This window comes from Embleya sp. NPDC005575, from assembly GCF_040605455.1.
Lineage (GTDB): Bacteria > Actinomycetota > Actinomycetes > Streptomycetales > Streptomycetaceae > Embleya.
Window position 1 is genome coordinate 1 of the sequence record NZ_JBEXCV010000114.1, and the last position, 22,994, is coordinate 22,994.

Sequence of the window (22,994 nt, forward strand, 5' to 3'; positions counted from 1 at the left end):
CCGTGCCGTTCTTCGATGTCTGAAGACTGTCGTTCGCGCTCACTTCGAACAACGGCCGATCTCGGAACCGTGGTTAACCCCGGGGTTACCGATGCCGGGGGCGATCGCGGTTCGCGGTGGTGGCCGGGCCGACGCGCAGCGCCGTACGCGCCGAGCGGACCGCCGAGGCGAGAATGGCGCCGGCGCCGAACCGCGTGTCCAAGTCCACGATGGCGCGCTGTACACCCGGAGGGGACGGAACTCGGGGGTGGAGTTCGGAATCGCAGTTCGGCGGGGGAGCCCGGGGCGCACTTCGGGGCCGGAGCCCTGTGGGCGGCAGCGGTCGGCGGCGACATCTGCCGTCGGCGGAGAGTTATGGAGCAGCTGCTCTGTTATGGTCTCGGCATGCCTCGTCCTCGGGTTCACGATCTTGACCGGCTGCTGGATGTGGCCGAGCGGCTGGTGGCCGATGGTGGGCCGGAGCGGTTCACCGTGCGGGCGTTGGCGGTGGCCTCGGGGGTGTCCAACGGGGCGATCTATCACGCCTTCGGGTCGCTGCCGGTGTTGCTCGGGCAGGTGTGGTCGCGCGCCGCGGGCGATTTCCTGGACCTACAGGTGGAGCTCGTCGACGCGGTGCGGTCGGACGGGCCCGAAAGCGGTGTTCGAGCGGTGGTGGCTGCGGCGAGTGCGCCCGCGGTATTCGCGGATCGGCGACCCGAGGCGGCTCGGCTGCTCATGGGCGTGCGTCGCGAGCAACTGCTCGGTCCCGAGGTGCCACAGGAGTCGGCCGAGGCGCTGTTCGCTCTGGACAAGCGGGTGTTGGCGCTGCTCACCCGGCTGGCACGGGGATTGTGGGGCCGCGCCGACGGGCCGAACGTCGAAGTGGTGACGCTGTGTGTGGTCGACCTGCCGACGGCCGTGTTCCGCCGGGAACTGACCGGGCCGGTCGTCGACGGTCGGCCCCGGGTCGGCGCCGACAGCCGAGAACGTTTGGCGGCCGCGGTCCGCGCGGTCCTCGCCCTCCCGCCGCCGCCCGCGCATGCCGGGCGGACGGCGACTTCCGGAAAGGAATGACCATGCCCGAACTACGCCACGAGGACACCGTCTTCGTCCTGGACCTCGGCGACGACGAGAACCGGTTCGCGCCGGACTGGCTGAAGAGCGTGCACGCCCTGCTCGACACGGTCGTCGCGCACCCCGAGCCGGCCGTCCTGGTCACGACGGGACAGGGCAAGTTCTATTCCAACGGCCTCGACCTGGACTGGCTGGCCGAGCACGGCGAGCAAATGGTCCCCTACATCGCCGACGTCGAGGACCTGCTGGCCCGGATGCTCACGCTGCCCGTCCCGACCATCGCCGCAGTGAACGGCCACGCGTTCGGGGGTGGCGCGATGTTCGCGATCGCCCACGACTTCCGCATCATGCGGGCCGACCGCGGCTACTTCTGCTTCCCCGAGGTCGACATCCGGATCCCCTTCTCGCCCGGTATGGCCGCGCTCGTCCAGGCCAAGCTGACCCCGGCCTGCGCCGTCGCCTCGATGACCACCGGACAGCGCTTCGGCGGCATCCAGGCGCGGGAGATCGGGTTGGTCGACGACGTCGCCGACGAGGCGGGCCTGGTGGAAGCGGCCACGGCCCGGATACAGCCGCTGGCGGGCAAGGATCGCACCACCCTGGGCGCGATCAAGTCGACCATGTACGCGGCTGCGGCGACGGCGCTCACCACCCGCTGACGGGCCCGGGGCGGGCGGTGCGCGTGCGGGGTGCGGTGTCAGGCGCCGGGGAGCGAGGTGCTCTGACCTGGCGCCAGACGCCGGACGGGACGGGTGTCGGAGCCGGCGAGTTGGCCCAGGATGCGCTCGGCGAGGGCGAGGCCGGCGTCGTTGTACACGCCGTCGTGGATCAGGAACGCCTGTGACGGGGCGACCGCGCGGACGTAGTCGGCGGCGTCGCCGAGTTTGAGCCAGGGGGCGCCCGCCGGCACCAGCAGCGTGGGCACCCCTTCCTCGGGAAGGGTGAACGCGTCGCCGGGATGGAAGACGCGGCCGTCGATCAGGAAGCCGACGTTGTCGATGACGGCGATGTCGGGGTGGATCACCGCGTGCTTCTCGCCGTGTACGTGTACCGCCACGCCCTGCGCGCCGCCGATCTCGAACGTGTCGCCGTGTGTCACCGCGTGGATTCGGCCGGCCAGGTCGGGGAACTGCGCGGCGACGGCCGGATTGGTCCAGATCTCCAGGTCCGGATTGGCCGCGGCGGCGGCCCGGAGCGTGTCGGGGACCACGTGGTCGAAGTGCTCGTGGGTGATCAGGACGGCGTCGGCCCCGACCATCGCGTCCGGTTCGCTGAAGGCACCGGGGTCGATCACGATGGTGCCCCGATCCGTGGTCAGACGTACGCACGCGTGGCCGAGCTTGGTGAATTGCATGGCTGCTCTCCCGGATGGGTTCCGTTTCGTGAAGTCTGGTCGGTGCTGCGGTGCTGCGGTGCTGCGGTGCTGCGGTGCCTGTTGCCGCTGCCCGAATCGATCATGCCAAGGCATCGATACCGGGGCGGGGAGGGGCACGCGGTTGCGAGACAATCGATGCATGTACGACGACCAGCAAGAACCGACCGAGTCGATTCCGGTGGGGCGGGCGACGGATCTCGGTGCGGCGTTGCTGATGCCCGACATCGACCGGCCCCGCGCGTGGTTGCTCACGCTCAACGATTCGCCGCAGTCGTACGTGGATCTCGACCAGCCCGAGCATCTGGAATTCGAGTACACGCGGCGCCTCGGCCACGTTGTCGATCTCGTTGCCGAACCGGGTGCGCCGATTGCCGCGCTGCATCTGGGCGGCGGTGGACTGACGTTGCCCCGGTACATCGCGGCCACCCGGCCCGGCTCGACGCAGACCGTCGCCGAACTCGACGGCGAACTGGCCGCGTTGGTGCTCGAACATCTGCCGTTGCCGGCGGGCGAGAGCATGGACGTACGCACGGGCGACGCCCGTGCCGAGCTGACGGCGCGGCCCGACGACTCGGCCGATCTGGTGATCGCCGACGTTTTCGGGGGAGCGCAGGTGCCCGCTCACCTGACGTCGCGGGAGTTCGCCGCCGAGGCGGCTCGGGTGTTGCTGCCCGGCGGGGTGTACGCGGCCAATATCGCCGATGGGGGTGATCTCGAGTTCGCGCGGGCTCAAGTTGCCACTCTGCGGGCGGTGTTCCCGGAGGTGGCGTTGATGGCCGAGCCGGGCGTGTTGCGTGGCAGGCGCTTCGGCAACCTCGTCGTCGTGGCGTCTATGATCACGCTGCCGGTGTCCCAGTTGGCTCGGCGTACGGCCGGCGACGACACACCGGCCCGGGTGCTCTCCGGGATCGAGGCCCGGGTCTTCTCGCGGGACGTCGCGCCGGTGACGGACGAGACGGCCACGCCGTCCCCGGCTCCGCCCGGAGGCACGTTCCGTATCGGATGAGCGGCCGGAGCAGGCTCGTTGGGCTTGGCCGGATGGCGTACGACTTCGTTCAGGCCCAGAAGTCCTCCGCTGCCGCCATGTCCTCGACACACTCGTCGAGGTCGGTGATCTTCTCGCCGATGACGCGGAACACGATGCCGCCCACTTGGTCGAGCGTCTTGCCCGCCCGCTCGCCGGTGGCTCGATGTACCGACATCACGTGGCCGCGACCGTCGACGAAGAGGTGTTGCAACTCGACCCGGAAGGTGCCGTTCGTCTCGGTGGCGAGTTGTACGTAGTAGCCGAGGACCGCCTCCACGCCCTTGAAGTCGCCCGACAGCTCGTGGTCGCCGGGGACGTGGTGCGCGCAGTCCGTCGTCATCATCGCCCGCAGGGCGTCCAGGTCGCCGCGCGAGAACGCCTCGTACCCCTGACGAATCAAAGCGGCGTGTGCATGTTCAGCCATGGCATTTCGCCACCTTCCGCAACAAACATGGAGGAATGGCCGACCATTCCACCCTGTCACTCCACGCGTCGCCGGTCCACTCCCTTGTGGTTCCACTTCCGTCCCGGATCCACAAGGTCGGCGATCCACCCGGTCGCTGCGTTCGCCGATCTGCTCGATGGGGAGGTCGGTGGTCTCCAGGAGCGATCGGACCCTGGGCCGGGCGCTGGGTGAGCAGCCAGTGGAGCGGAGTGGTTCCGGTGGCGGCCTGAAGGCGGCGGAAGAAGGTACGCGGACTCATCCGTGCGCGGCCGGGTGAGGACCTCGACGGTGAGCGGACGGTCGAGGTGGGCGCCGGCCCAGTGCGGGACCGTGGCCAGGCCCTCGTCGTCGGCGGCGGGGACGGACAGGTCCGGCGGGTGCGGGCGATGCCCCGGCCGACGTCCTGCTGTGGCGTACGGGCCGGGGCGACCTGCCGGGCCGGCCGCGGATCCCGGCCGGCGCGTGGCAGTGGGACGGCCGGGTGCGCTGAGGCGCATCCCGCCCGCGCGTCCGAAGCGCTCGGGCTGAGATCCCCGGCGGCGTCCGAAGCGCTCGGGCTCAGACCTCCGCCGGCGTCTCGTTGTATACGCCCGCGTAGTCCTGGCCCGACAACTTCTGGATCGCTTCCAGGATCTCGTCGGTGATCTCGCGCCGGGCCCGGGCCACGTCCTTGCGCCCGTAGTGGTGCGAAAAGTCGAGCGGTTCGCCGAAGCGGATGAGGGCGCGCGGCGACAACTTCGGGATGTTCGAGCCGATCGGCTGGACCTGGTCCGTGCCGATGATCCCGACCGGCACCACCGGGCAGCGCGCGGCCAGCGCGAGCCACGCGACGCCGGTCCTGCCGCGGTAGAGCCGGCCGTCGCGAGAGCGGGTGCCCTCGGGGTAGATCCCGAACGCGTCGCCGCGTTCGAGCACCGAGAGCGCGGTTTCCAGGGCGGCCTTCGCCGCGCTGTGCGTGCCTCGGGGCACCGGGACGGCGCCGATTCCGGAGAAGAACGCCTTGCTGACCCGGCCCTTGAGCCCGGGGCCGTCGAAATATTCGGCCTTCGCGAGGAAGGACACCTTGCGCGGCATGACCACGGGGATCGCGACGCTGTCAACGAACGACAGGTGGTTGCTGGCGATGATGACCGGGCCGGTCATCGGTACGTTCTCGCGGCCCTCGGTGTGCGGGCGATAGATCGCCTTCGCGGTGGGCGCCACGACGCCATGCATGAACTTGTCGATCAGCACGGATCCCCCGTGGGAGTGGGTGAGGTCTGGAAACACGCGCCACCTTATCGAGTCTGCGGCACCCCCTACGACGCATGTACCCACCTGCACTGTTTACGTAGTGTCAAATGTTGGTCACGGCTTCGATCTTGGTGAGCGATACCGCTCCACCCAACCGCGCTCACACCCGCCGGGCCAGCGATTCCAGCACCAGGTCGAGCACATCCTCGAAGGGACTGCCCGCCATCTCCTCGGCCAGGTGCCGGCGGACGGTGCCGATCGCCGGATAGTCCGTCTTGGGCAGCGTGTTGTATGTCTCCTCCCAGGACCGGTCGTCGGCCGATCGCACCTCGGGTGCGAGCGCCGCATAGGAAGCCTCCAGGGCCGCGTGCGCGAGGACGGTGTCGATGAACGCGCGGTAGTAGCGGACCGCGTCGGCGGGGGAGAAGCCCGCCGAGAGCAGCAGGGCGACCCCCATCTCCACGGCCCGGAACTCGTTGTGCCGCCGGGTCACCCGGGCCGCCGCGATCGCGGCCACGCGCGGGTGGCGCAGATAGCCGTCGCGCACCCGCAGGCCCAGCTCGCGCAGCGACGCCACCCAGTCGGGACCCGGCCGGTAGCCCACCAGCGTCTCGCCGATCAGGAAGTCGGCGATCGCGAGCAGCAGGTCGTCGGTGCTGCGGAAATACCGATAGATGGCGGTGGGGTCACACCCGAGCGCGGCGCCGAGCTTGCGCACGGTCAGCGCCTCCGCGCCTTGGTGCCCGATCAGGCGTACCGCACAATCGACAATGACATCCTCGGACAAGACCGTCCCCGACTTGGTCGGTCGGCGTCGGCGGCGTTCACCCACCACCCGGTTCACCCGGTCCACTCGATCCCCCCGGTCCATTCGGTCCGCTTGATCCCCCCGGTCCACATGCTCCATGCGTTCCACCTGTTTCTCCGCAGCCGGTTCGGCGTGCGCCGTGCCCGGTGCCCGGCGTCTCGGTGCGAATGCCACCATCCTGCGCGTCACCGTCTTCGCGCAGAATCTTATGTCAACACCATTGACGTAATTCTGACGCAGGCTGTTTCATCGGCGTCCACCCCCTGTCAGCTTTAGCCTCCCTTGGAGCGCCGATGTCCACGAACCTGCCCCGGGACGATCAACCGCCCGCGCTGCGCAAGTCGCTCGGTGTCGTCGACGGCATCGCGGTCGCCGCGTCCAGTACGGCGGCCACCACCAGCATCGGCGTCGGCATGGGCAGCCTGGCCGCCACCGTCGGGTTGGCCACGCCGGCCATCATCCTGATCGCCTTCCTGCCCATGCTCGGCATCGCCGGAGCGTACGCCCGGCTCAACCGGGTCGAGCCGAACTGCGGCAGCGGCTACGTCTGGGTCGGCAAGTCGATCGGCCCGTATTCCGGATTCCTCACCGGCTGGGTCGCGCTCGCCGGATCGATCATCTTCCTCGCGTACACCAGTGCGATCACCGGCTCGGTGTTGCTCCAGTTCGCCAACAAGGCCGGCTTGCACGAGTTCGCCGGGCTGACCCTGGACCCGAACTCGACCAAGCTCAGTACCGTCCTGGGCCTGGCCGTCCTGGTCGTGGTCACCGTGCTCGCGATCACCGGCGTGCACCAGGCGACCCGGTTGCAGACCTACCTGCTCGTCTTCGAGTACTCGGTGCTGCTGATCTTCTGCGTCTGGGCGATCGCCTCCGGTGAGCAGCCGTTCTCGTTCTCCTGGTTCAACCCGTTCGAGATCGACTCGGCCGCGGACTTCGCCCAGGGCCTGGTGCTCGCGGTGTTCTTCTTCTGGGGCTGGGACGCGGCGTTCAGCGTCACCGAGGAGACCAAGAACCCCGAGGACTCGGCTCGCGGCGGCTTGATCGCGCTGTTCGTGATGCTCGGCATGTTCCTGCTCGGCGCGATCGCCTTCCAGCGCGTGATGACCGTCCCGGAACTGGCCGAGAACGGGCCGCAGGGCCTGACCTTCCTGGGCGCGCACCTCGCCGCCGACCCGTGGGCGAGCCTGCCGCTGCTCGCGCTGATCTTCTCCGCGGTCGCCTCCCTGCAGTCCGGCGTCATCCCCACCGCGCGCGGCATGCTGGCGATGGGCCGCGACCAGACGCTCGGCAAGGTGTGGACCCGGATCCACCCGACCTTCGGATCGCCCGCGATCGGCACGGTGCTGATCATGGCGATCGCCGCCGGCACCGCTGTCCTGGCGATCGGCATTCCCAAGCTCAACGACATGATCCTGGCCGCGGTCAACTCGATCGGCCTGATCGTGGCGTTCTACTACGGCCTGACCGCCATCGCCTGCGCGGTCCGCTTCTGGCCGACGCTGCGCACCGATCGGCGTGAGGGCGTGCGGGCCGTGGTCATCCCCGGACTGAGCGGACTGGCGCTGCTGGGCGTCGGGGCCTACCTCTCGTACGACTACCTGACCATGAGCGACAGCTTCGAGCTCAGCCCCGACAACGGCTGGTTCATGTTCTCCGTGCCGGTGGTGGTGATCCTCAGCGGCCTGGGCTTCGCCGCGTACGCCAAGTACGTGCGCAAGTCGGCCTACTTCGAGACCGGCCGGGGCACCGACGGCGACTCGATCGAGCTGCCGATGGACCGGTACAACGACGCCGCCGATTTCGAAGCATTCAAGTCCAAGGAAAACGCATGAGCACGACCGAGCAGACCGCTTCCGCCGCCGCCTCGGTTGCCTCCGCCGGCTCCGTTGCCTCCGCTTCCGCGATTGCCGACATCGTCTTCACCGGCGGCGCGGTGTACACCGTCGACGCGGCGCGCAGCCGGGCGAGCTCGGTGGCCGTGCGCGGTGGGCGGATCATCGCGGTCGGGCACGACGAGGTGCGCGACCTGATCGGCGATCGCACCGAGGTCGTCGATCTCGCGGGCAAGCTGCTGATCCCGGGCTTCCAGGACGCGCACGTGCACCCGGTGGGTGGCGGCGTGGAAATGGGCCAGTGCGACATGTCCGAATACGAGACGCTCGCCGAATACCGGCAGGTGGTGCGGGCCTACGCGGACGCCAACCCGGACCTCGAGTGGATCACCGGCGGCGGCTGGTCGATGGAGGCGTTCCCGGGCGGCCTGCCGCACCGGTCGATGCTCGACGACCTGGTCCCGGACCGGCCGGTGTTCCTGCCCAACCGGGACCATCACGGCGCCTGGGCCAACAGCCTGGCGCTGCGGCTGGGCGGCATCACCCGGGACACCCCGGACCCGGCCGACGGCCGGATCGAGCGCGACTCGGACGGTGAGCCGACCGGCGTGCTCCAGGAGGGCGCGGCCGACCTGATCGGCCGGCTGCTGCCGCCACTCACCGCCGAGGACCAGGTGGCCGGCCTGCTCCGGGCGCAGGAACTGCTGCACTCGCTGGGCATCACCGCGTGGCAGGACGCGCTGCTCGGCGCGCACGCGAACATCAGTGACGCGAGCACCGCGTACCTGACGGCGGTGGACCGCGGGCTGCTGACCGCGCGCGTGGTCGGCTCGCTGTGGTGGCAGCGCGACCGGGGGATCGAGCAGATCGACGAACTGCGCGCGCGGCGCGCCGCGGGCACGCGCGGACGGTTGTCCTGCACGACCGTCAAGATCATGCAGGACGGCGTCGCGGAGAACTTCACCGCCGCGATGCTCAGCCCCTATCTGACGTCGTGCGGGTGCGCCTCCGACAACAGCGGGATCAGCTTCATCGAGCCGGAGGCGCTGCGGCGATACGTCACGGCTCTGGACGCGCACGACTTCCAGGTGCACTTCCACGCGCTGGGCGACCGCGCGGTCCGGGAGGCGCTGGACGCGGTGGCCGCGATGCGTGCGGCGAACGGGTGGAAGGACACCCGGCCGCACCTGGCCCACCTCCAGGTGGTGCACCCGGCTGACATCAACCGGTTCCGCGAACTCGGCGCGAGTGCGAACATGCAGCCGCTGTGGGCCGCGCACGAGCCGCAGATGGACACGTTGACCATCCCCTTCCTGGGCGCGGAGCGGGCCGCGTGGCAGTACCCGTTCGGCGCGCTGGCGCGCAGCGGTGCGACGTTGGTCGCGGGCAGCGACTGGCCGGTGTCCAGCCCGGACCCGATCCAGGGCATCCACGTGGCGGTGAACCGGCGGATCCACGGCTCGGACGCGCCGGTCTTCTTCCCGGAACAGCGGCTCGACCTGCACACCGCGCTGGCGGCGTACACGGCGGGCAGTGCGTACGCGAACCACCTGGACGACACCGGCAGCATCGTGGTGGGCAAGCACGCGGACCTCGTGGTGCTCGACCGCGACCCGTTCGCGGCGCCGGAGAGCGAGATCGGCGCGACGCGGGTGCTGGAGACGTTCGTGGGTGGGGAGCGGGTGTTCGCGAGGTAGGGCTCGGGGTGCGGTCGGGGCCGGGCGTGGTCGGGACGGATCGTCGAGCGTGGTCGGGGCGGATCGGCGGGTGTGATCAGGATTGATCGTCGGCTTGCCGAGTGGCATCGCGGACGAGTTCGGCGATCCGTTCCCGGTGCGGTGGTTCGGCGGTGAAGGTGACGAGTTTCTGGTCCGGCCGGTCGGCGACCTGAAGCACCACGCGGGTGAGGTCGAGGCGCCCCAATCGTGGGTGGCGAAGACGCTTTCGGCCGGAGGACAGCGCGCTCACGTCGTGTCGGGGCCACCACGCGTCCGCCTCCGGCCCGGCGGCGCGCAGCCGGCGGATCAGGTCGGCGAAGGCCGGGTCGCCCGGGTGGCGGTCGGCGGCGGCGCGGAATCGGGCCAGCGCGCCGACGGCCTCGGCCTCCCAGTCGACGAGCCGGGTGCGCGCCTCGGGGGCGACCAGGGTCCACCAGACGATGTTGCGTTCCTCGGGCGGCAACAGCGGCCAGTCGGTCCACAGTGCCCGGGCCGCGTGGTTGGCGGCGAGGACGTCGAAGCGACGGCCGGTGACGTAGGTCGGGTCCGGGTCGAGGCGGTCGACCAGCGCCGCGACGCCGGAGGACAACACCTCGGCGGCCTCGCCGGCGGGCGCGGGGGCCGGTTCGCCCTGCGCGAGGTGGATCAGATGGGCGTGTTCGGCCGGTTCGAGTCGCAGCGCGGCACCGAGCGCGTCCAGGACCTGACGGGACGGGTGCACGTCGCGGCCCTGCTCCAGGAACGTGTAGTACGTGGTCGAGATCGTGGCGAGGCCGGCGACCTCCTCGCGGCGCAGCCCGCGGGTGCGGCGCCGGGTGCCCGGCGGGAGACCGACGTCGGCGGGTTGGAGCCGCGCCCGGCGGGAGCGCAGGAAGTCGGCCAGCGCGCGGGCGGGACGATCGGGAGTCGGCGGATCGGGGACCGCGGGATCCGGAGTGGTGGGCATCCTGGCAGGTTCCTTGGTTGGTTCTCGAAGCCGGTCGCACCCGCTTGGTCCTGGTACTGCTGTTACCAGTAAAAGCGGTCTCTGGATACCAGTGTGGAGCAAGCCTAGGGTCGTCGACATGATCACCATCAAGACGCGAACGCTGGGCGGCAGGGGCTTACCGTCTCGGCGCTGGGACGTCGAGCCGGCTCAGCTCGCGTTGGCCTGGCTGTTGGCCCAAGGCGAGGACGTGGTGCCGATCCCCGGCACGCGCAGCGCGACGCGCTTGGCCGAGAACATCGAGGCGGCGGCCATCGAGCTCACCCCCGCGGACCTCGCCCGACTCGAAGCGGCGGCCCCGAGGTCGGCCTGGGCCGGCAACCGGGCGGCGTTCGGCGCCGGGATGGTCGCGAGGACGAAGGCGTGAGGACGAAGGCGTGAGAGTGGCGACTGTCGACGAGTGGATCGAGATCGATGTGCCGGGCGCGGCGGTGCCGATGTCGGGATATCTGGCTCGTCCCGACGGGCCCGGTCCGCATCCGAACGTGCTCGTGGGCTTCGAGATGTTCGGCATCACCGGCTATGTACGAGGCGTCGCCGACGTGCTTGCCGGGCTCGGATACCGGGCCCTGGTACCGGACTTCTACCACCGGGCGGGCCGCCGGATCGAGCTGCCCGCCGACCCCGACGGCCGGGCGCGCGGGCTCGACCTCGTGGGCGGATTGACCCGGGACGGCGTGCGGGCCGATGTCACGGCGGCCGTAGCGGAGTTGGGCCGGCGGTTCGGCGACGATGCGCCCACCGCGATGGTGGGGTTGAGCGCGGGTGGGCACATCGCCTATTACGCGGCGACGCAGGTGCCGTTGGCGGCCTTGGTCGCGTTCTATCCGGGGTGGCTGACGAGCGCGGAGATCGGTTTGGGGCGGCCGGAGCCGACGGTGACGCTGACTGCGTCGATCGCCCGGTACGACACGCCCGTGCTGGTGCTGATCGGTGCGGACGACCACCTCTACCCGGCCGACGAGCGGGAGTCGATCGCGCGCCGGTTGGCCGAGTCCGGGGTGCGACACGAGTTCGTGGTGTACCCGGACACGCCGCACGGCTTCGCCTGCCAGGAGCGCGATACGTACCGTCCGGCGGCGGCGGAGGACGCCTGGGCGCGGGCCACGGCGTTGCTGGCACAGGCGCTGAAGGGGTAGCGGGCGGCGGCCGGGTGTGGGCCTGGCGCGGGTGCGTTGCCGTCGGTCAGTCGGCGGCGGTGTGTGCCCGGGCCACCGTGAGGCTGTCCTCGTATACGTGGTAGCGGCTGATCAGGCCCGCCTCGACGGTGACGTGCACCGCGCATCGCGCCCGGTAGGCGGTGCCGGTGGACGCGGCCGTACGTCGGATCTCGGTCGACAGGACCGCCTCGGGCCCGTCGACCAGGATCCGCAGGTCCGGTGCGGCGACCGGGTGGCCGGCCTCCTGCGGGTGGTCGTCGGTGTGCGCGGCGGCGAGTTCGCGAAAGCGCGCCAACGTCCGCGCGCGTCGAACGCGGCCGGATCCACGGCGTCGACGGGTGGCCCTCGGCCGGCCAGTCGAGCAGCCAGTCCACATTGTCGGCGAACAGTTCGGCGATCCGATCCGGATCGCCCGACCCGACGCGGCGCACGAACTCCGCGACGACGGCATTACCCGGCATCCCGCGTCGGCGACCGTGCGGATGTCGCCGATCGCGATGAAGCGGCTGATGGACGGGATGGAGCCGGTCGTTGTACACGCGGCTCGTACGAGCGCGACCCGCCCCGACGCCGACGGCCGGGTCGAGGTTGTCATCCCGATCGAGTCGGTCGACTCGGCGATCACGACCCTCCTGCCGTTCGGCGGCGAGGCGGAGGTGCTCGGGCCACCGGAAGTGCGGGCGGGGATGCGGGCGGCGGTGGCGGCGTTGACGCGGGTGTACGGGTGGCGTGATAGGGAGGCCGGCGTGGAGGGGTGGTGATTGGGTCGATTGCGAAGATCCGTCGAAGGGATGACCGCGGACCAGCCGCCTACCCATCGGACGCGGGACTTCCGGATATTGCATTCTTTGCCGTAGCTATACGAATCTCGGCGGCGGGACGCCGGTTCGGCGTGCAGAATCAAGCCTTTGCCTGTGGATCATGAAGGGCGGTGGACCCGATGGGGCCGTCGCTTTTTCGTGCCCCGGCATGACCAATTCGTACACAACCGACTCGTTGGTGAGGCGGGTTGTCGTTCGGAGCACAACCCGGAGTCGCGGACGACGAAGCCGGATCATAGGGTCGCGTGCATCGTGATCCGCGACTCGCCGGGCGGCACGGCCGCCGGCGGGGCGGGTGGCGGGAGGCTTGGTGGCAAGGCTGCGAGGTTGTAGAACTGTGCGGTTGTAGAGAGCTGCGAGGTGTCAAGGCACGGGGAGGCGAGGTCACCGGGAAGCCCGGGGGTGATGCTTGCCGGAACTTGCCGGGTTTCCGCTGAGGATGAGTCGCCGGGGCCGGGGTGTTCGGGCTTTCGGGGCCTGTTCAGGAGCACTCGGGCCCGTTCCGCCCGGACGCCGGCCGACTCGGCGGCTGCGTGATCGAGTGGATCGAGAGGCCACCGGATCGCATGGTTGGACGCCCGAGTGATCAAATGTCCGAGTGACTCTGCGGGGCGCACGTCCGATCCGCCCGCGTCCCGCAGTTGGCCCGATGGCTGGGCCGGGCCAGGGCCCGTCCTTCCCGATCCCGCCGCGTCGCGCCCGGCGGGATCGGGGGACGGGCTCCGGTGCGTACGGCGTCATCGGACCGGCGTCGGATGCGACGCGCCTCGGCCGAGATCGCGTGACCAGGCCACCTCGCGGTCGAGTTGGCCACTCGCGCGGAACAGGGTCACCTGGTGAGTGTCGGCCAGGAACGACGCGAGGCGGGTACGATCGGCCGGCTCGAAGCCCAACCGCTGCCAGAACGGACCTGATCGGCGGCTGAACAACCACGCCCGTCGGGCACCGGCCGCAGCAGCGTGGTCGAGCGCGAAGTGGGCCAACTCCAGCCCCAGACCGCGCCCCCGGGCCTCCCGATCCACCGCGACGCTACGTATCAGCGCGTGATCACCGGTGGCGGACAACTCGTACCCGGTGCTGCCGCACACCCTCCCGCCGCCATCCCGAAGCAGCCACAACCGCACGCCGGCCGCATCGAGCCCACTGAGCGTGAGATCGGCACGCACCAGGAAGTCGTGCAGATCGGGAAGGTCGGCGGGGGCGAGGGGCACGAGGGCGGATCCGGCGGTTCCGATGAACGACGCGGGGCCGCCGGTGCGGGCGGGGGCGTCGGGCTGCTCGGCCTTTACGGGCTTTCGGTGCCCGGTGCCCGTGGCGTCCACCCGTCCTCACCCGCCGAGGAGGCAGAACGGGTGACCCGCCGGATCGGCGTACACCCGCCACCCACGCGAGTCGACCCGAAGCAACGCGGCCCCGAGCCCGACCACCCGCTCATGCGCCTCGTCCATATCCGGAACGTCCACGTCCAGATGAACCTGCTGCGGATGCGCGGCGTCGGGCCACTGCGGCGCTCGATGGTCCGCCACACGCTGAAACGCCAACACCAGGCCCGAACCCGACTGATCGCCCTCCGTATGAACGGTGGCGAACTCGTCGCCGACCGCCCACCGAGGATCGGGCCGATTCACCTCACCGCCGAGAAGTGCCGCGTAGAAGCGAGCGAGTTCGCGAACATCCGCGCAATCCAACACAACACACTGCACCCTGCCAACCATCGACAACAATCCTCCCGAACTCTCCCGCCTCCGCAATCCCCTATCCAACCCCCTACGCGGCACAAGGTCATGCCGGTCTCGAAACCAACCGACAACGGGTCCGCGCGCCGAGTCCGCGCGCCGAGTCCGTGCCCCACGCCCCGCATCGCGCTCCCGCGTCAGGCCCGCGGGAGTGGTTCCGCGGGGTGCGCGGTGGCGGGTGGGGTGGTGGTCGCCGATTGAAGGGGTCGGGGGGATTCCCTTACGCGGTCGGCGAAATCAGCTCGCGTCGATGATCACCGGGCGGGTGATCATGCCTATGGTTGATGCGATCGAACCAGCGTCTTGCATGGGGGACCGTTCATGATCGTCGAATACATCCGCTACACGATCGCCGAAGCGGACAGTACCGAGTTCGAGGCCGCGTACGCGCGCGCGGCCGAGTCGCTTGCGGCCGCGCCGGAGTGTGTGGACTACGAGTTGAGCAGGTGCCAGGAAGAGGCGTCCGCATACATCCTGCGCATCCGTTGGACCTCGTCGGACGCGCACCTGAACGGCTTCCGCAAGGGTGCGCACTTCGCCGCCTTCTTCGCCGCGATCCGGCCGTATGTCACCGCGATCGAGGAAATGCGGCACTACGCGGTGACCGACGTGGTGGGCAAGGGAGGTTCGACCCCGACGCTGTACGAGTGGGCCGGCGGCGCGCCCGCGTTCGAGCGGCTGTTCGGCACGTTCTACGAGCGGGTGGTCAAGGACGAGATCCTCGCTCCGGTGTTCGCGAACATGGACCCGCACCACGCCGAACACGTGGCGTCCTGGCTGGGCGAGGTCTTCGGCGGCCCGTCCCGGTACAGCACCGAGTTGGGCGGACACCGACACATGGCCTCGCGCCACCTGGGTCGGGGGATCACCGAGACGCAGCGGCGCCGTTGGGTCGCGCTGCTCCTGGAGACGGCCGACGACGTGGACCTGCCGGCCGACCCGGAGTTCCGCGGTGTGCTCGCGTACTACCTGGAGTGGGGCACCCGGATGGCGATCCTGTACTCCGGGCCCAACCCGCCGCCGCTCCCGGACTCGCCGATGCCGCGCTGGGACTGGGGTCAGACTCCGCCGTACCTGGGCTGACCGAACCTGCGCCGACCGACCCGGATCGGGCCCGACGCAGGCCCTCGGGCCTGATCCGGGCCGATCCGGCCTGCGCACGGGCGGCCGAGGGCAGTGGCTTCCGGCCCCTCCCGGGGGCATGCGAGAGGGATCGGGTACGGATCGAACACCGGGCGCCGACCGGGTGATCACCGACGCGTATCGGGCAACCACCCGACGGCGCCGAGCGAAGGCCGGGCGACCGCGGGGCGCGGGCGGGTCGTTGCGCGAGCGATCAGCACGCCGGACCCCCGGATCAGCTACGCGCGTCGGCCACGGAGCGCAATCGACCGACTCCTTGCCCACTCGCCTACATATGTCGCCAAACGGACCCGGTGCGTGGTAAACCCAAAATCTGGGTAACGGTTACCTCTCCGCTTGGCAAGGATTCCCGTTCCGACCCGACCGCCCCCTCGTCGCATCGGTCATTGACACGGCAGCATCTGCGGCGTCGATGTCACTCGTGACAGATCCGTCACATGGAGGAACACCCACGTGAAGAGACACACTCTCGTCGCGTTCGCAGCCGCCACTACGTTGGTGGGCGGGCTCCTGACCCTCGCTCCGCCGGCTTTGGCGGACGACTCGCCCGCAACCCAGGCCGAGTCAACAGCCACCCCCATTGCCTGGAAGAACTGCGGCAGCTCGAACTATCCGACGCTGGAATGTGGTTCACTCCAGGTCCCGATGGACCACAGCAACCCGGGCGGTCGGCAGATCACCATCGCGGTGTCGCGGATTCCGCACACCGCCGCCAAGTCGCTCGGCCCGCTCCTGGTCAACCCCGGCGGCCCCGGTGCGCCGGGTCGAGGACTGGCCGGCTACGTCGCGAAGAACCTGCGTCCCGAGGTGGCCGCGCAGTTCGACGTGATCGGCTTCGATCCCCGCGGCGCGGGTGCCAGCGAGCCGCACCTGGACTGCGTCCCGGGCTTCAACAACCCGGTTCGTCCGGACACCGTCCCGGACAACTTCGGTGACGAACTGACCAACATCAAGCGGGTGTACGAGTACGCCCAGGCGTGTGGCACCAAGTACGGCGACTTCCTGAAGCACATGAACACGCCGGCCTCGGCCGCGGACATGGACTCGATCCGCGCCGCCCTGGGGGCCAAGCAGATCAGCTACTTCGGGTATTCGTACGGCACTTACCTCGGCTCGGTCTACGCCAAGCTGTTCCCGAGCCGGGTCAAGCGACTGGTGCTGGACAGCATCGTCGACCCGAGCAAGGACAGCGTCTGGTACGGCGGCCAGCTCACCCAGGATGTGGCCTTCGACAGCAACATGAAGGCGTTCTTCGGTTGGGTCGCCAAGTACGACGCGAACTACCGCCTGGGCACCGATCCCGCCCAGGTCGAGCGTGCCTGGTACACGATGCGCGACGCGTTGAGCAAGACCCCGGCCGAGGGCGTCGTCGGTGGCGCCGAGATCGAGGACGCGTTCGCGCAGGGCGGCTACAACGACTCGACGTGGGCCGAACTGGCCGAAGGCTTCTCGGGATACGTGGTCGACCACGTCACGGCTCCGCTGCGCACCGCGTACGAGGACCTGGCGGCGGCGAGCCCGGGCAACGACAACATCAACAGTGGCTACCTGGCCACCCAGTGCCGGGACGCGGCTTGGCCCAAGGACTGGGCGACCTGGCACCGGGACGCCGTCAAGACGTACGCCAAGGCGCCCTTCCTGACCTGGAACAACGTCTGGTTCAACGCGGCCTGTGCGTTCTGGCCGACGTCGAGCCTGAAGCCGGTGAACGTCGCCAACGACAAGCTGCCCAAGACCCTGCTGTTCCAGGCGACGAACGATGCCGCGACCCCCTACGAGGGTGGCGTCACGATGCACCGCCTGCTCCGTGACTCGGCCCTCGTGGTCGAGCAGGGCGGCCGCAACCACGGCATCTCGCTCAGCGGCAGCAGCTGCCTGGACAACTACCTGAACGAGTACCTGGTCACCGGCAAGACCCCGAAGGGCAGGGGCCACGGCCCGGCCGACGCGGTCTGCCAGAAGCTTCCCGACCCGGTACCGAACCCGGCGGCTGCGGACCTGAAGGCCGCCGCACCGAAGGTTTCCAAGACCGCTCTGTAGGTCTGCACCACGCCGACACACACCGCGGCACGCGCACCACGCCATCACGGCACCGTGCGACACCGCACCACGAGTACGTCCGTACGGGCCCGTCGCTTCCGCGGCGGGCCCTACGCCTCCCGCCCGTCGGGCCGACCCGCCGCAGACCCGCTGCCGGCCTGCTGCGGTGCCGGCCACGAACTTCCGCCAACCACCCGGTGGTTCGCGCTCGTCCCGCTCGGCTGCGCGATGTGTCCGGCCCCGTCCTGCCGTAAGGTCTGCTGCCGAGGTTCCGGTGAAGGGGGACGGCGGTGCACCTGACGGGTGTCGGCAAGCGATATGCCCTGCGCGGTCCGTGGGTGCTGCGCGGAGTGGATCTACACCTGCCGCGCGGCGGGCTGGTCCGGGTCGAAGGCGGCAACGGCAGCGGCAAGTCCACCCTGTTGCGGGTCGTCGCCGGGGTCTGCGAACCGACCACCGGCAGTGTCACCGAACGCGGCTCGGCCGCCTACGTTCCCGAGCGATTCCCTCCCGAACTACCGCTCACCGCACTGCGATACCTCACCCACCTGGGCCGATTGCACGGTCTCACCGGCCGGGAGAGCCGGCGGCGGGCCGAGGACTGGGCCGAGCGGCTGGACTTCGCGGACAAGGTACGAGCGCCGCTGCGCGGGCTGTCCAAGGGCACCTGCCAGAAGGTCGCGGTTGCCCAGGCGTTCCTGGCCGAACCCGATCTGCTCGTACTGGACGAGGCGTGGACCGGACTCGACGTTCCCTCGCGCGACGTCCTGGACGGTTGTGTCGTCGAGCGGGTCGAGGCCGGTGCCACCGTGGTCTTCGTCGACCACGACCCGCGCCGCCTGGCCGACGAGGTGACCGACACGTACCGGGTCGAGGCGGGCGTGGTCGTGCCGGCGATTCCCACCGCGAATGCCATCCGGGTGGTGATCGACATCGACGGCGGCCACCGCCCCGAACTCGACCGCCTCCCGGGCGATCCCGTCCGCGAGGAGACGCGGCCGGGCGTCCTTCGGCTGCACAGCACCACGGCGCACTCCGACGCGTTGTTGCGCCACCTGCTCACCGCCGTGCCCGGGGTCGGCGTGCGCGCGGTGCACCGGGAAGGAGACGGCGCGTGATCTCCGCCGTGGTGCGTTATCAGGCCGCCCTTCTGCTGCGGTCCTACCGATGGGTACCGCCCGCGCTGGTGTACGCCGCGGTGATGGCGATCGGCGTGGCCGGCGGCGACCCGCTGCTCGCCTCGTTCGCGTGGGCCGCCGCCGCGATCATGCCGATCGCGGTGTGGCTCACGCGCGTGTCCGTCACGGTCGAGCCCGCGGCGGCTCGGCAGACCGCCTCGGCCGCGGTCGGACCAGGCCGTGCGCATCTAGCCGCGCTGTTGGTCGCGCTGGTCCTGACCTGTGTGCTCGCCGCGCTGTGTACCGCGGCCCTGGCCGCCTCGACCGACCGGATCGCCGACCACGCGACGCACGGTGTGAGTCGAGGCGAGGCGATCGCCGCGGGGGCGGTGGCCCAACTCGTCACCATCCTGGCCGGCGTGGCGCTCGGCGCGCTGACCAACCGCCCGATGCTGCGGCGCCCGGCGTACGCCGTCCCGCTCGCGGCGCTGGCCACCCTGGCCGCACTGGTGGTCCCCGGAAGCCCGGCGGCGCGCGTCCTGGAGGTGGTCACCCACGCAGCCAAGAACGACCGGGTGGACCTGCCGTCCACACAACTCGCCATCGTGGCAGGCATATTCGTGGTAGCGGTGGCGGCTGCCTGCCGCGTCGCGGCGCGGGCGGAACACGACTGATCCGGGCGCGTGGGGTGAGGGCCGCCGCCGGGCGGTTCGGTGCCCATCGCCGCACCCTGGTGCCGCGCCGGGCCGGTGCGCCTCGTTCGTGCAGGGGCTCGGGGTGCCCGGGGTGGTTCGGGACGGGTGCCGGCCGCCCCGGCACCCGACCGCCATGCCGCGTCGGCGGCCGACCCGGGTCAGGACGCGCCGAGCCACTTTGCCAGGTAGGCCGGGATCTCCTGGTCCCGGTCCGGGTGCACCGGCCCGCGCGTGGTGGTCAGCGGGACCACGCCGGCGAAGTGCGGCAGGTCGAGGTCGTCGGGGTCCTCGGCCAGGCCGTGGTCGCGGATCTTCGCGGCGACCTGGTCCAGTTCCAATCGGAAGACCGCGGTCTGCGCGTTCTCCTTCGGGTTGGGCGGGCGGACGTCGTCGGCGCGCCCCGGGACCAGGTGGTCGATGATCACCCGGTAGGCGTGCAACTGCTCCTCCGGGTCGGTGACGTGCACCAGCGGGCCGTGCGCGATCACACAGCGGTAGTCCATCGAGTGGTGCATCGCCGAGCGGGAGAGCACCACGGAGTCCACGTGGGTGACCGAGACCGCCACCGGCAGACCCTCGGCGCCGCTCGCCCGCGCGGCCAGTGCGAGCTGCCCGCCGCTGGAGGTGTGCAGGTACAGACGCTCGCCGTCGCGGCCGAACGCGAGCGGGATCAGCTGCGGCCGACCGCCGAGGGTGAACGAGACGTGCGCGAGGAAGCCGGCGTCGAGGATCGCGTGTACCGCCTCGACGTCGTAGTGCATGCGATCGCGGTGCCGATGGGGAGTGGTGGCGGCGGTGGCGGGGTAGTCGGTCATCCCGAAGATCCTTTGTACTAGTTCAAAATAGTTATTGGAGTAGTACAATAGAGGCGGGTTCGGGGAGGATGTCAACGGCATAATCCGACGACCTGCCGGATTCGGAGTCTGCGGCGGAATCCGCAGCCGGAGTCCGGAGTGCGATTCCGGCAGCCGCAACCCGTCGCGTGACGCCCAGACGCAGGAGAAGCATGGCCACCACCGGTCGCACCGCCGCCGACATCGCCGCATCCGTCGAACGCGACCTGCACGCACGCGAACTCGCGCCCGGCGACGCGCTGCCGCCGGTTCGTGTGCTCGCGGCCGAGCTGGGTGTCAACGCCAACACCGTCGCCGCCGCGTACCGCACCCTGCGCGAACGCGGCATCGTGGAGACACACGGCCGGGCCGGCACCCGGATCCGGGCCCGCCCGGCGACCACCCGGCGCGACGACCTGGGGCCCAACGTGCCGCCCGGCACCCGCGACCTGTCCAACGGCGAGCCCGACCCCGCGCTGCTGCCGTCGCCGGCCTTTCCCGATCCGAGCGGCTGGCGTCCGCTCTACCTGCACGGTGCCCTGTACGAGCCGTTCGCCGAGGCCGCCCGTGCGGTGCTACAGGACAGCGGCGTGGGCAGCGCGCACCTGGCCGCCACCTCCGGTGCGCTGGACGGCATGGAGCGCACGCTCACCGCACACCTGCGGCCCGGCGACCTGGTCGCGGTCGAGGATCCGGGCTGGGGCAACCTGCTCGACCTGCTCGCCGCGCTGAACCTGACCCCGCGGCCGATCCCGGTCGACGACGACGGTCCCGACCCGGCCGCGACCGAGGCCGCGCTGCGCGCCGGCGCCCGCGCGTTCGTGGTCACCGCCCGCGCACAAAACCCCACCGGCGCCTGTGTGTCGGCGGAACGGGCCGCCGAACTGCGCCCGATCCTGGCCGCACACCCGCACGTGGTGCTCCTGGAGGACGACCACGGCAACGACATCTCCGGCCTGGGCCTGCACACCCTCACCGGCGTCGGCACCCACTGGGCACACATCCGCTCGGCGTCCAAGGCATACGGCCCGGACCTGCGCTGCGCGGTCCTGACCGGCGACGCGGTCACCGTCGACCGGATCGGCGGCCGGCAGCGGCTCGGCCCCGGCTGGGTCAGCCACGTGCTGCAACACGCGGTCGCCCACGCGTGGACCGACCCCGACGTGGCCGAACGTGTGCGACTGGCGCGCGAGACGTACCGGGTGCGCCGTACCCGCCTGATCGACGCGCTGCGCGCCCGCGGGGTGGCCTCGGTCGGCCGGACCGGGATCAACGTGTGGATCGAGGTGCCGGACGAGACCACCGCCGTGGCCGGCCTGCTGGCCCGGGGCTGGGTGGTCGCGCCCGGCTCGCGGTTCCGGATCACCTCCCCGCCCGGCCTGCGGATCACCGTGTCCACCCTCGCCGGCGAGGAGACCGAGCGGCTGGCCGACGCGGTGGCCCTCGCGGTACGGACCGGGACCCGCCGGCAGACGCGGTGAATCGCCGGGAAACATTGCGTAGGTGAATCATCCGGTATGGATCCGGTATGAGAGGTGGGGCAAACCGAACCCCCGGATCGGGGGCTGTCACCCTCGATACGGGTGCCCCGAGACGGGGAGCATGAGCACACTCCACCATCACGACCGTTACGCCCCGAGGATGCCCCCCATGTACACGTTCCTGAAGGCCCCGTTCACGCGACGAACGTGGGCCGAGGCCGGCTACGCGATCCTCACCTTCCCACTCGCGATGTTCGGCTTCGCCGCGATCTTCCTGTTCACCGTGTTCGGCGTCGCGCTGACCGTCACCCTGGTCGGCCTGCCGATCCTGGCCCTCGCGGTGATGGGCGCGCGGGCATGGGGCGGTGTTCACCGGGGGCTCGCGCGCGCCATGCTCGGGGTCGAGACGCCGCCGCTGCGCGCGTTCCGGCCCAAGCGCGGCCCGCTCGGGCTGCTGGGCTCCTCGCTGGGCAACGCCGAGGGCTGGCGGGCAATCGCCTACCACGTGGTCAAGTTCCCACTGAGCGTGCTGATGGTCCTGGTGACCGGCGCGTTCTGGAGCTATGGGCTGATCATGCTGACGTACCCGCTGCTCCGGGTCGTGTTCGACCCGCACACCACCGACTCGCACGGCGTCGACCGTCGCTCGGGGATCCAGATCGGCGACGTGTACTTCGACACCCTGCCGCTCTCGCTGTTGGTGAGTGTGTCCGCCATCCCGATCCTGCTCATCGCCCCCTGGGCGGTACGCGCGGTCGTCCAGCTCGACCGGCTGCTCATCCCCGCCCTGCTCGGACCGACCAAGTCCGCGCAGCGGGTGGCCGATCTGGAGGAGACCCGGGCGATCGCAGTCGACGACTCGGCCGCGACGTTGCGCCGGATCGAACGCGACCTGCACGACGGCGCGCAGGCCCGACTCGTCGCGCTCGCGATGAACCTCAGCATGGCCAAGGAGAAACTGGACACCGAGGACACCGAACGTCCGATGGACGTGGACCGCGCACGCACGCTCGTGGACAGTGCGCTGGGCAACGCCCGCGAGGCGATAGTCGAACTGCGCGACCTCGCCCGGGGCATCCACCCTCCGGTCCTGGACCAGGGCCTGGACGCCGCGCTGGCCACCCTGGCCGCGTGCAGCGCGGTTCCGGTACAGGTACACACCGATATCGACGTCCGTCCGCCCGCCACGATCGAGACCATCGCGTACTTCTGCGCCGCCGAGCTGCTCACCAACGTCGCACACCACTCGGGCGCGAGCGAGGCGGTCGTCGACGTACTGGTCCGGGACGGCCGGTTGCGCATGACGGTCACCGACAACGGGCGAGGCGGCGCGAATGCGAGCAAGGGCAGTGGCCTCACCGGCCTGGTCGAGCGGGTGCGCACGGTGGACGGCGTACTGCGGATCGTCAGCCCCCCGAGCGGCCCGACCGAGGTGACGGTCGAGCTGCCGGCCCGAGGGTGAGCGCGGGCCGAGGGACCGGGATCGAA

21 protein-coding genes and 2 pseudogenes are annotated in these 22,994 nt (G+C 70.6%); 14 read left to right on the plus strand and 9 right to left on the minus strand.

Annotation, left to right across the window (positions count from 1 at the left end):
* Positions 1-384: 384 nt before the first annotated feature.
* Both ABZS54_RS30080 and ABZS54_RS30085 read left to right on the plus strand, forming a co-directional pair.
* The gene (locus ABZS54_RS30080) at positions 385-1,053 is read left to right on the plus strand and encodes a helix-turn-helix domain-containing protein (RefSeq protein ID WP_355542958.1); all 669 of its coding nucleotides are present in this window, start codon (positions 385-387) and stop codon (positions 1,051-1,053) included.
* 2 nt (positions 1,054-1,055) lie between these two features.
* Positions 1,056-1,712, plus strand: a complete 657-nt coding sequence (locus ABZS54_RS30085; protein ID WP_355542961.1) for an enoyl-CoA hydratase-related protein — start codon at positions 1,056-1,058, stop codon at positions 1,710-1,712.
* 38 nt (positions 1,713-1,750) lie between these two features.
* Here ABZS54_RS30085 and ABZS54_RS30090 read toward each other — a convergent pair whose 3' ends face one another.
* The gene (locus ABZS54_RS30090; protein WP_355542964.1) at positions 1,751-2,407 is read right to left on the minus strand and encodes an MBL fold metallo-hydrolase; all 657 of its coding nucleotides are present in this window, start codon (positions 2,405-2,407) and stop codon (positions 1,751-1,753) included.
* Positions 2,408-2,567: 160 nt separating this feature from the next.
* Here ABZS54_RS30090 and ABZS54_RS30095 point away from each other — a divergent pair, with 160 nt between their 5' ends.
* Positions 2,568-3,434: a fused MFS/spermidine synthase gene (locus ABZS54_RS30095; RefSeq protein ID WP_355542967.1), complete on the plus strand. Its 867-nt coding sequence runs from the start codon at positions 2,568-2,570 to the stop codon at positions 3,432-3,434.
* Positions 3,435-3,483: 49 nt separating this feature from the next.
* Here ABZS54_RS30095 and ABZS54_RS30100 read toward each other — a convergent pair whose 3' ends face one another.
* The 3 genes from ABZS54_RS30100 to ABZS54_RS30110 form a co-directional block, all read right to left on the minus strand.
* Positions 3,484-3,879 carry a nuclear transport factor 2 family protein gene (locus tag ABZS54_RS30100; protein WP_355542970.1) on the minus strand — a complete coding sequence of 132 codons (396 nt, stop codon included), beginning with the start codon at positions 3,877-3,879 and terminating at the stop codon, positions 3,484-3,486.
* A 579-nt stretch (positions 3,880-4,458) separates the two neighbouring features.
* Positions 4,459-5,169: a lysophospholipid acyltransferase family protein gene (locus ABZS54_RS30105; protein ID WP_355542973.1), complete on the minus strand. Its 711-nt coding sequence runs from the start codon at positions 5,167-5,169 to the stop codon at positions 4,459-4,461.
* A 124-nt stretch (positions 5,170-5,293) separates the two neighbouring features.
* Complete coding sequence (locus ABZS54_RS30110) at positions 5,294-5,920, minus strand: TetR/AcrR family transcriptional regulator (protein ID WP_355542976.1); 627 nt, start codon at positions 5,918-5,920, stop codon at positions 5,294-5,296.
* A gap of 314 nt (positions 5,921-6,234) precedes the next feature.
* Here ABZS54_RS30110 and ABZS54_RS30115 point away from each other — a divergent pair, with 314 nt between their 5' ends.
* Positions 6,235-7,776 carry an APC family permease gene (locus ABZS54_RS30115; RefSeq protein ID WP_355542979.1) on the plus strand — a complete coding sequence of 514 codons (1,542 nt, stop codon included), beginning with the start codon at positions 6,235-6,237 and terminating at the stop codon, positions 7,774-7,776.
* Complete coding sequence (locus ABZS54_RS30120; protein WP_355542982.1) at positions 7,773-9,473, plus strand: amidohydrolase; 1,701 nt, start codon at positions 7,773-7,775, stop codon at positions 9,471-9,473. The genes ABZS54_RS30115 and ABZS54_RS30120 overlap by 4 nt, the downstream gene beginning before the upstream one ends.
* 76 nt (positions 9,474-9,549) lie before the next feature.
* On the opposite strand, the gene ABZS54_RS30125 is transcribed toward ABZS54_RS30120, so the two are convergent.
* Positions 9,550-10,440, minus strand: coding sequence for a helix-turn-helix transcriptional regulator (locus ABZS54_RS30125; RefSeq protein ID WP_355542985.1), 891 nt, complete (start codon positions 10,438-10,440; stop codon positions 9,550-9,552).
* Positions 10,441-10,618: 178 nt separating this feature from the next.
* On the opposite strand from ABZS54_RS30125, the pseudogene ABZS54_RS30130 reads away from it, so the two are divergent.
* Together ABZS54_RS30130 and ABZS54_RS30135 are read left to right on the plus strand one after the other, a co-directional pair.
* Positions 10,619-10,846, plus strand: a pseudogene (locus ABZS54_RS30130) (aldo/keto reductase); the annotation flags it as partial.
* Positions 10,847-10,856: 10 nt separating this feature from the next.
* Entirely contained in the window at positions 10,857-11,618 is a 762-nt protein-coding gene (locus ABZS54_RS30135; RefSeq protein WP_355542988.1) for a dienelactone hydrolase family protein, read from the plus strand.
* Positions 11,619-11,664: 46 nt separating this feature from the next.
* Here the strand turns inward: ABZS54_RS30135 and ABZS54_RS30140 are convergent.
* A pseudogene (locus ABZS54_RS30140) lies at positions 11,665-12,070 on the minus strand (nuclear transport factor 2 family protein).
* Between ABZS54_RS30140 and ABZS54_RS30145 the strand changes: the two are divergent.
* Positions 11,978-12,400, plus strand: coding sequence for a WYL domain-containing protein (locus ABZS54_RS30145; RefSeq protein WP_355542991.1), 423 nt, complete (start codon positions 11,978-11,980; stop codon positions 12,398-12,400). The pseudogene ABZS54_RS30140 and the gene ABZS54_RS30145 sit on opposite strands and share 93 nt — an antisense overlap.
* 797 nt (positions 12,401-13,197) lie before the next feature.
* Here ABZS54_RS30145 and ABZS54_RS30150 read toward each other — a convergent pair.
* Positions 13,198-13,782: a GNAT family N-acetyltransferase gene (locus ABZS54_RS30150; protein ID WP_355542994.1), complete on the minus strand. Its 585-nt coding sequence runs from the start codon at positions 13,780-13,782 to the stop codon at positions 13,198-13,200.
* Between the two features lie 6 nt (positions 13,783-13,788).
* Complete coding sequence (locus ABZS54_RS30155) at positions 13,789-14,175, minus strand: VOC family protein (protein ID WP_355542997.1); 387 nt, start codon at positions 14,173-14,175, stop codon at positions 13,789-13,791.
* A gap of 342 nt (positions 14,176-14,517) precedes the next feature.
* Between ABZS54_RS30155 and ABZS54_RS30160 the strand changes: the two genes are divergently transcribed.
* From ABZS54_RS30160 to ABZS54_RS30175, 4 genes are all read left to right on the plus strand, one after another.
* Positions 14,518-15,279 (plus strand): antibiotic biosynthesis monooxygenase, encoded by a 762-nt coding sequence (locus ABZS54_RS30160; protein ID WP_355543000.1) that lies wholly within the window; start codon positions 14,518-14,520, stop codon positions 15,277-15,279.
* A gap of 513 nt (positions 15,280-15,792) precedes the next feature.
* A complete protein-coding gene (locus tag ABZS54_RS30165; RefSeq protein WP_355543003.1) occupies positions 15,793-17,379 on the plus strand; it encodes an alpha/beta hydrolase in 1,587 nt (528 codons plus the stop codon).
* Between the two features lie 290 nt (positions 17,380-17,669).
* Complete coding sequence (locus ABZS54_RS30170) at positions 17,670-18,497, plus strand: ABC transporter ATP-binding protein (RefSeq protein WP_355543006.1); 828 nt, start codon at positions 17,670-17,672, stop codon at positions 18,495-18,497.
* Positions 18,494-19,171: an ABC transporter gene (locus ABZS54_RS30175; RefSeq protein WP_355543009.1), complete on the plus strand. Its 678-nt coding sequence runs from the start codon at positions 18,494-18,496 to the stop codon at positions 19,169-19,171. Before ABZS54_RS30170 ends, ABZS54_RS30175 begins: the two co-directional genes overlap by 4 nt.
* 179 nt (positions 19,172-19,350) lie before the next feature.
* On the opposite strand, the gene ABZS54_RS30180 is transcribed toward ABZS54_RS30175, so the two are convergent.
* The gene (locus tag ABZS54_RS30180; RefSeq protein ID WP_355543012.1) at positions 19,351-20,007 is read right to left on the minus strand and encodes a pyridoxamine 5'-phosphate oxidase family protein; all 657 of its coding nucleotides are present in this window, start codon (positions 20,005-20,007) and stop codon (positions 19,351-19,353) included.
* 191 nt (positions 20,008-20,198) lie between these two features.
* On the opposite strand from ABZS54_RS30180, the gene ABZS54_RS30185 reads away from it, so the two are divergent.
* Complete coding sequence (locus ABZS54_RS30185; protein WP_355543015.1) at positions 20,199-21,506, plus strand: aminotransferase class I/II-fold pyridoxal phosphate-dependent enzyme; 1,308 nt, start codon at positions 20,199-20,201, stop codon at positions 21,504-21,506.
* 169 nt (positions 21,507-21,675) lie between these two features.
* Positions 21,676-22,968 (plus strand): sensor domain-containing protein, encoded by a 1,293-nt coding sequence (locus ABZS54_RS30190; RefSeq protein WP_355543017.1) that lies wholly within the window; start codon positions 21,676-21,678, stop codon positions 22,966-22,968.
* The last annotated feature ends 26 nt before the right edge of the window (positions 22,969-22,994 follow it).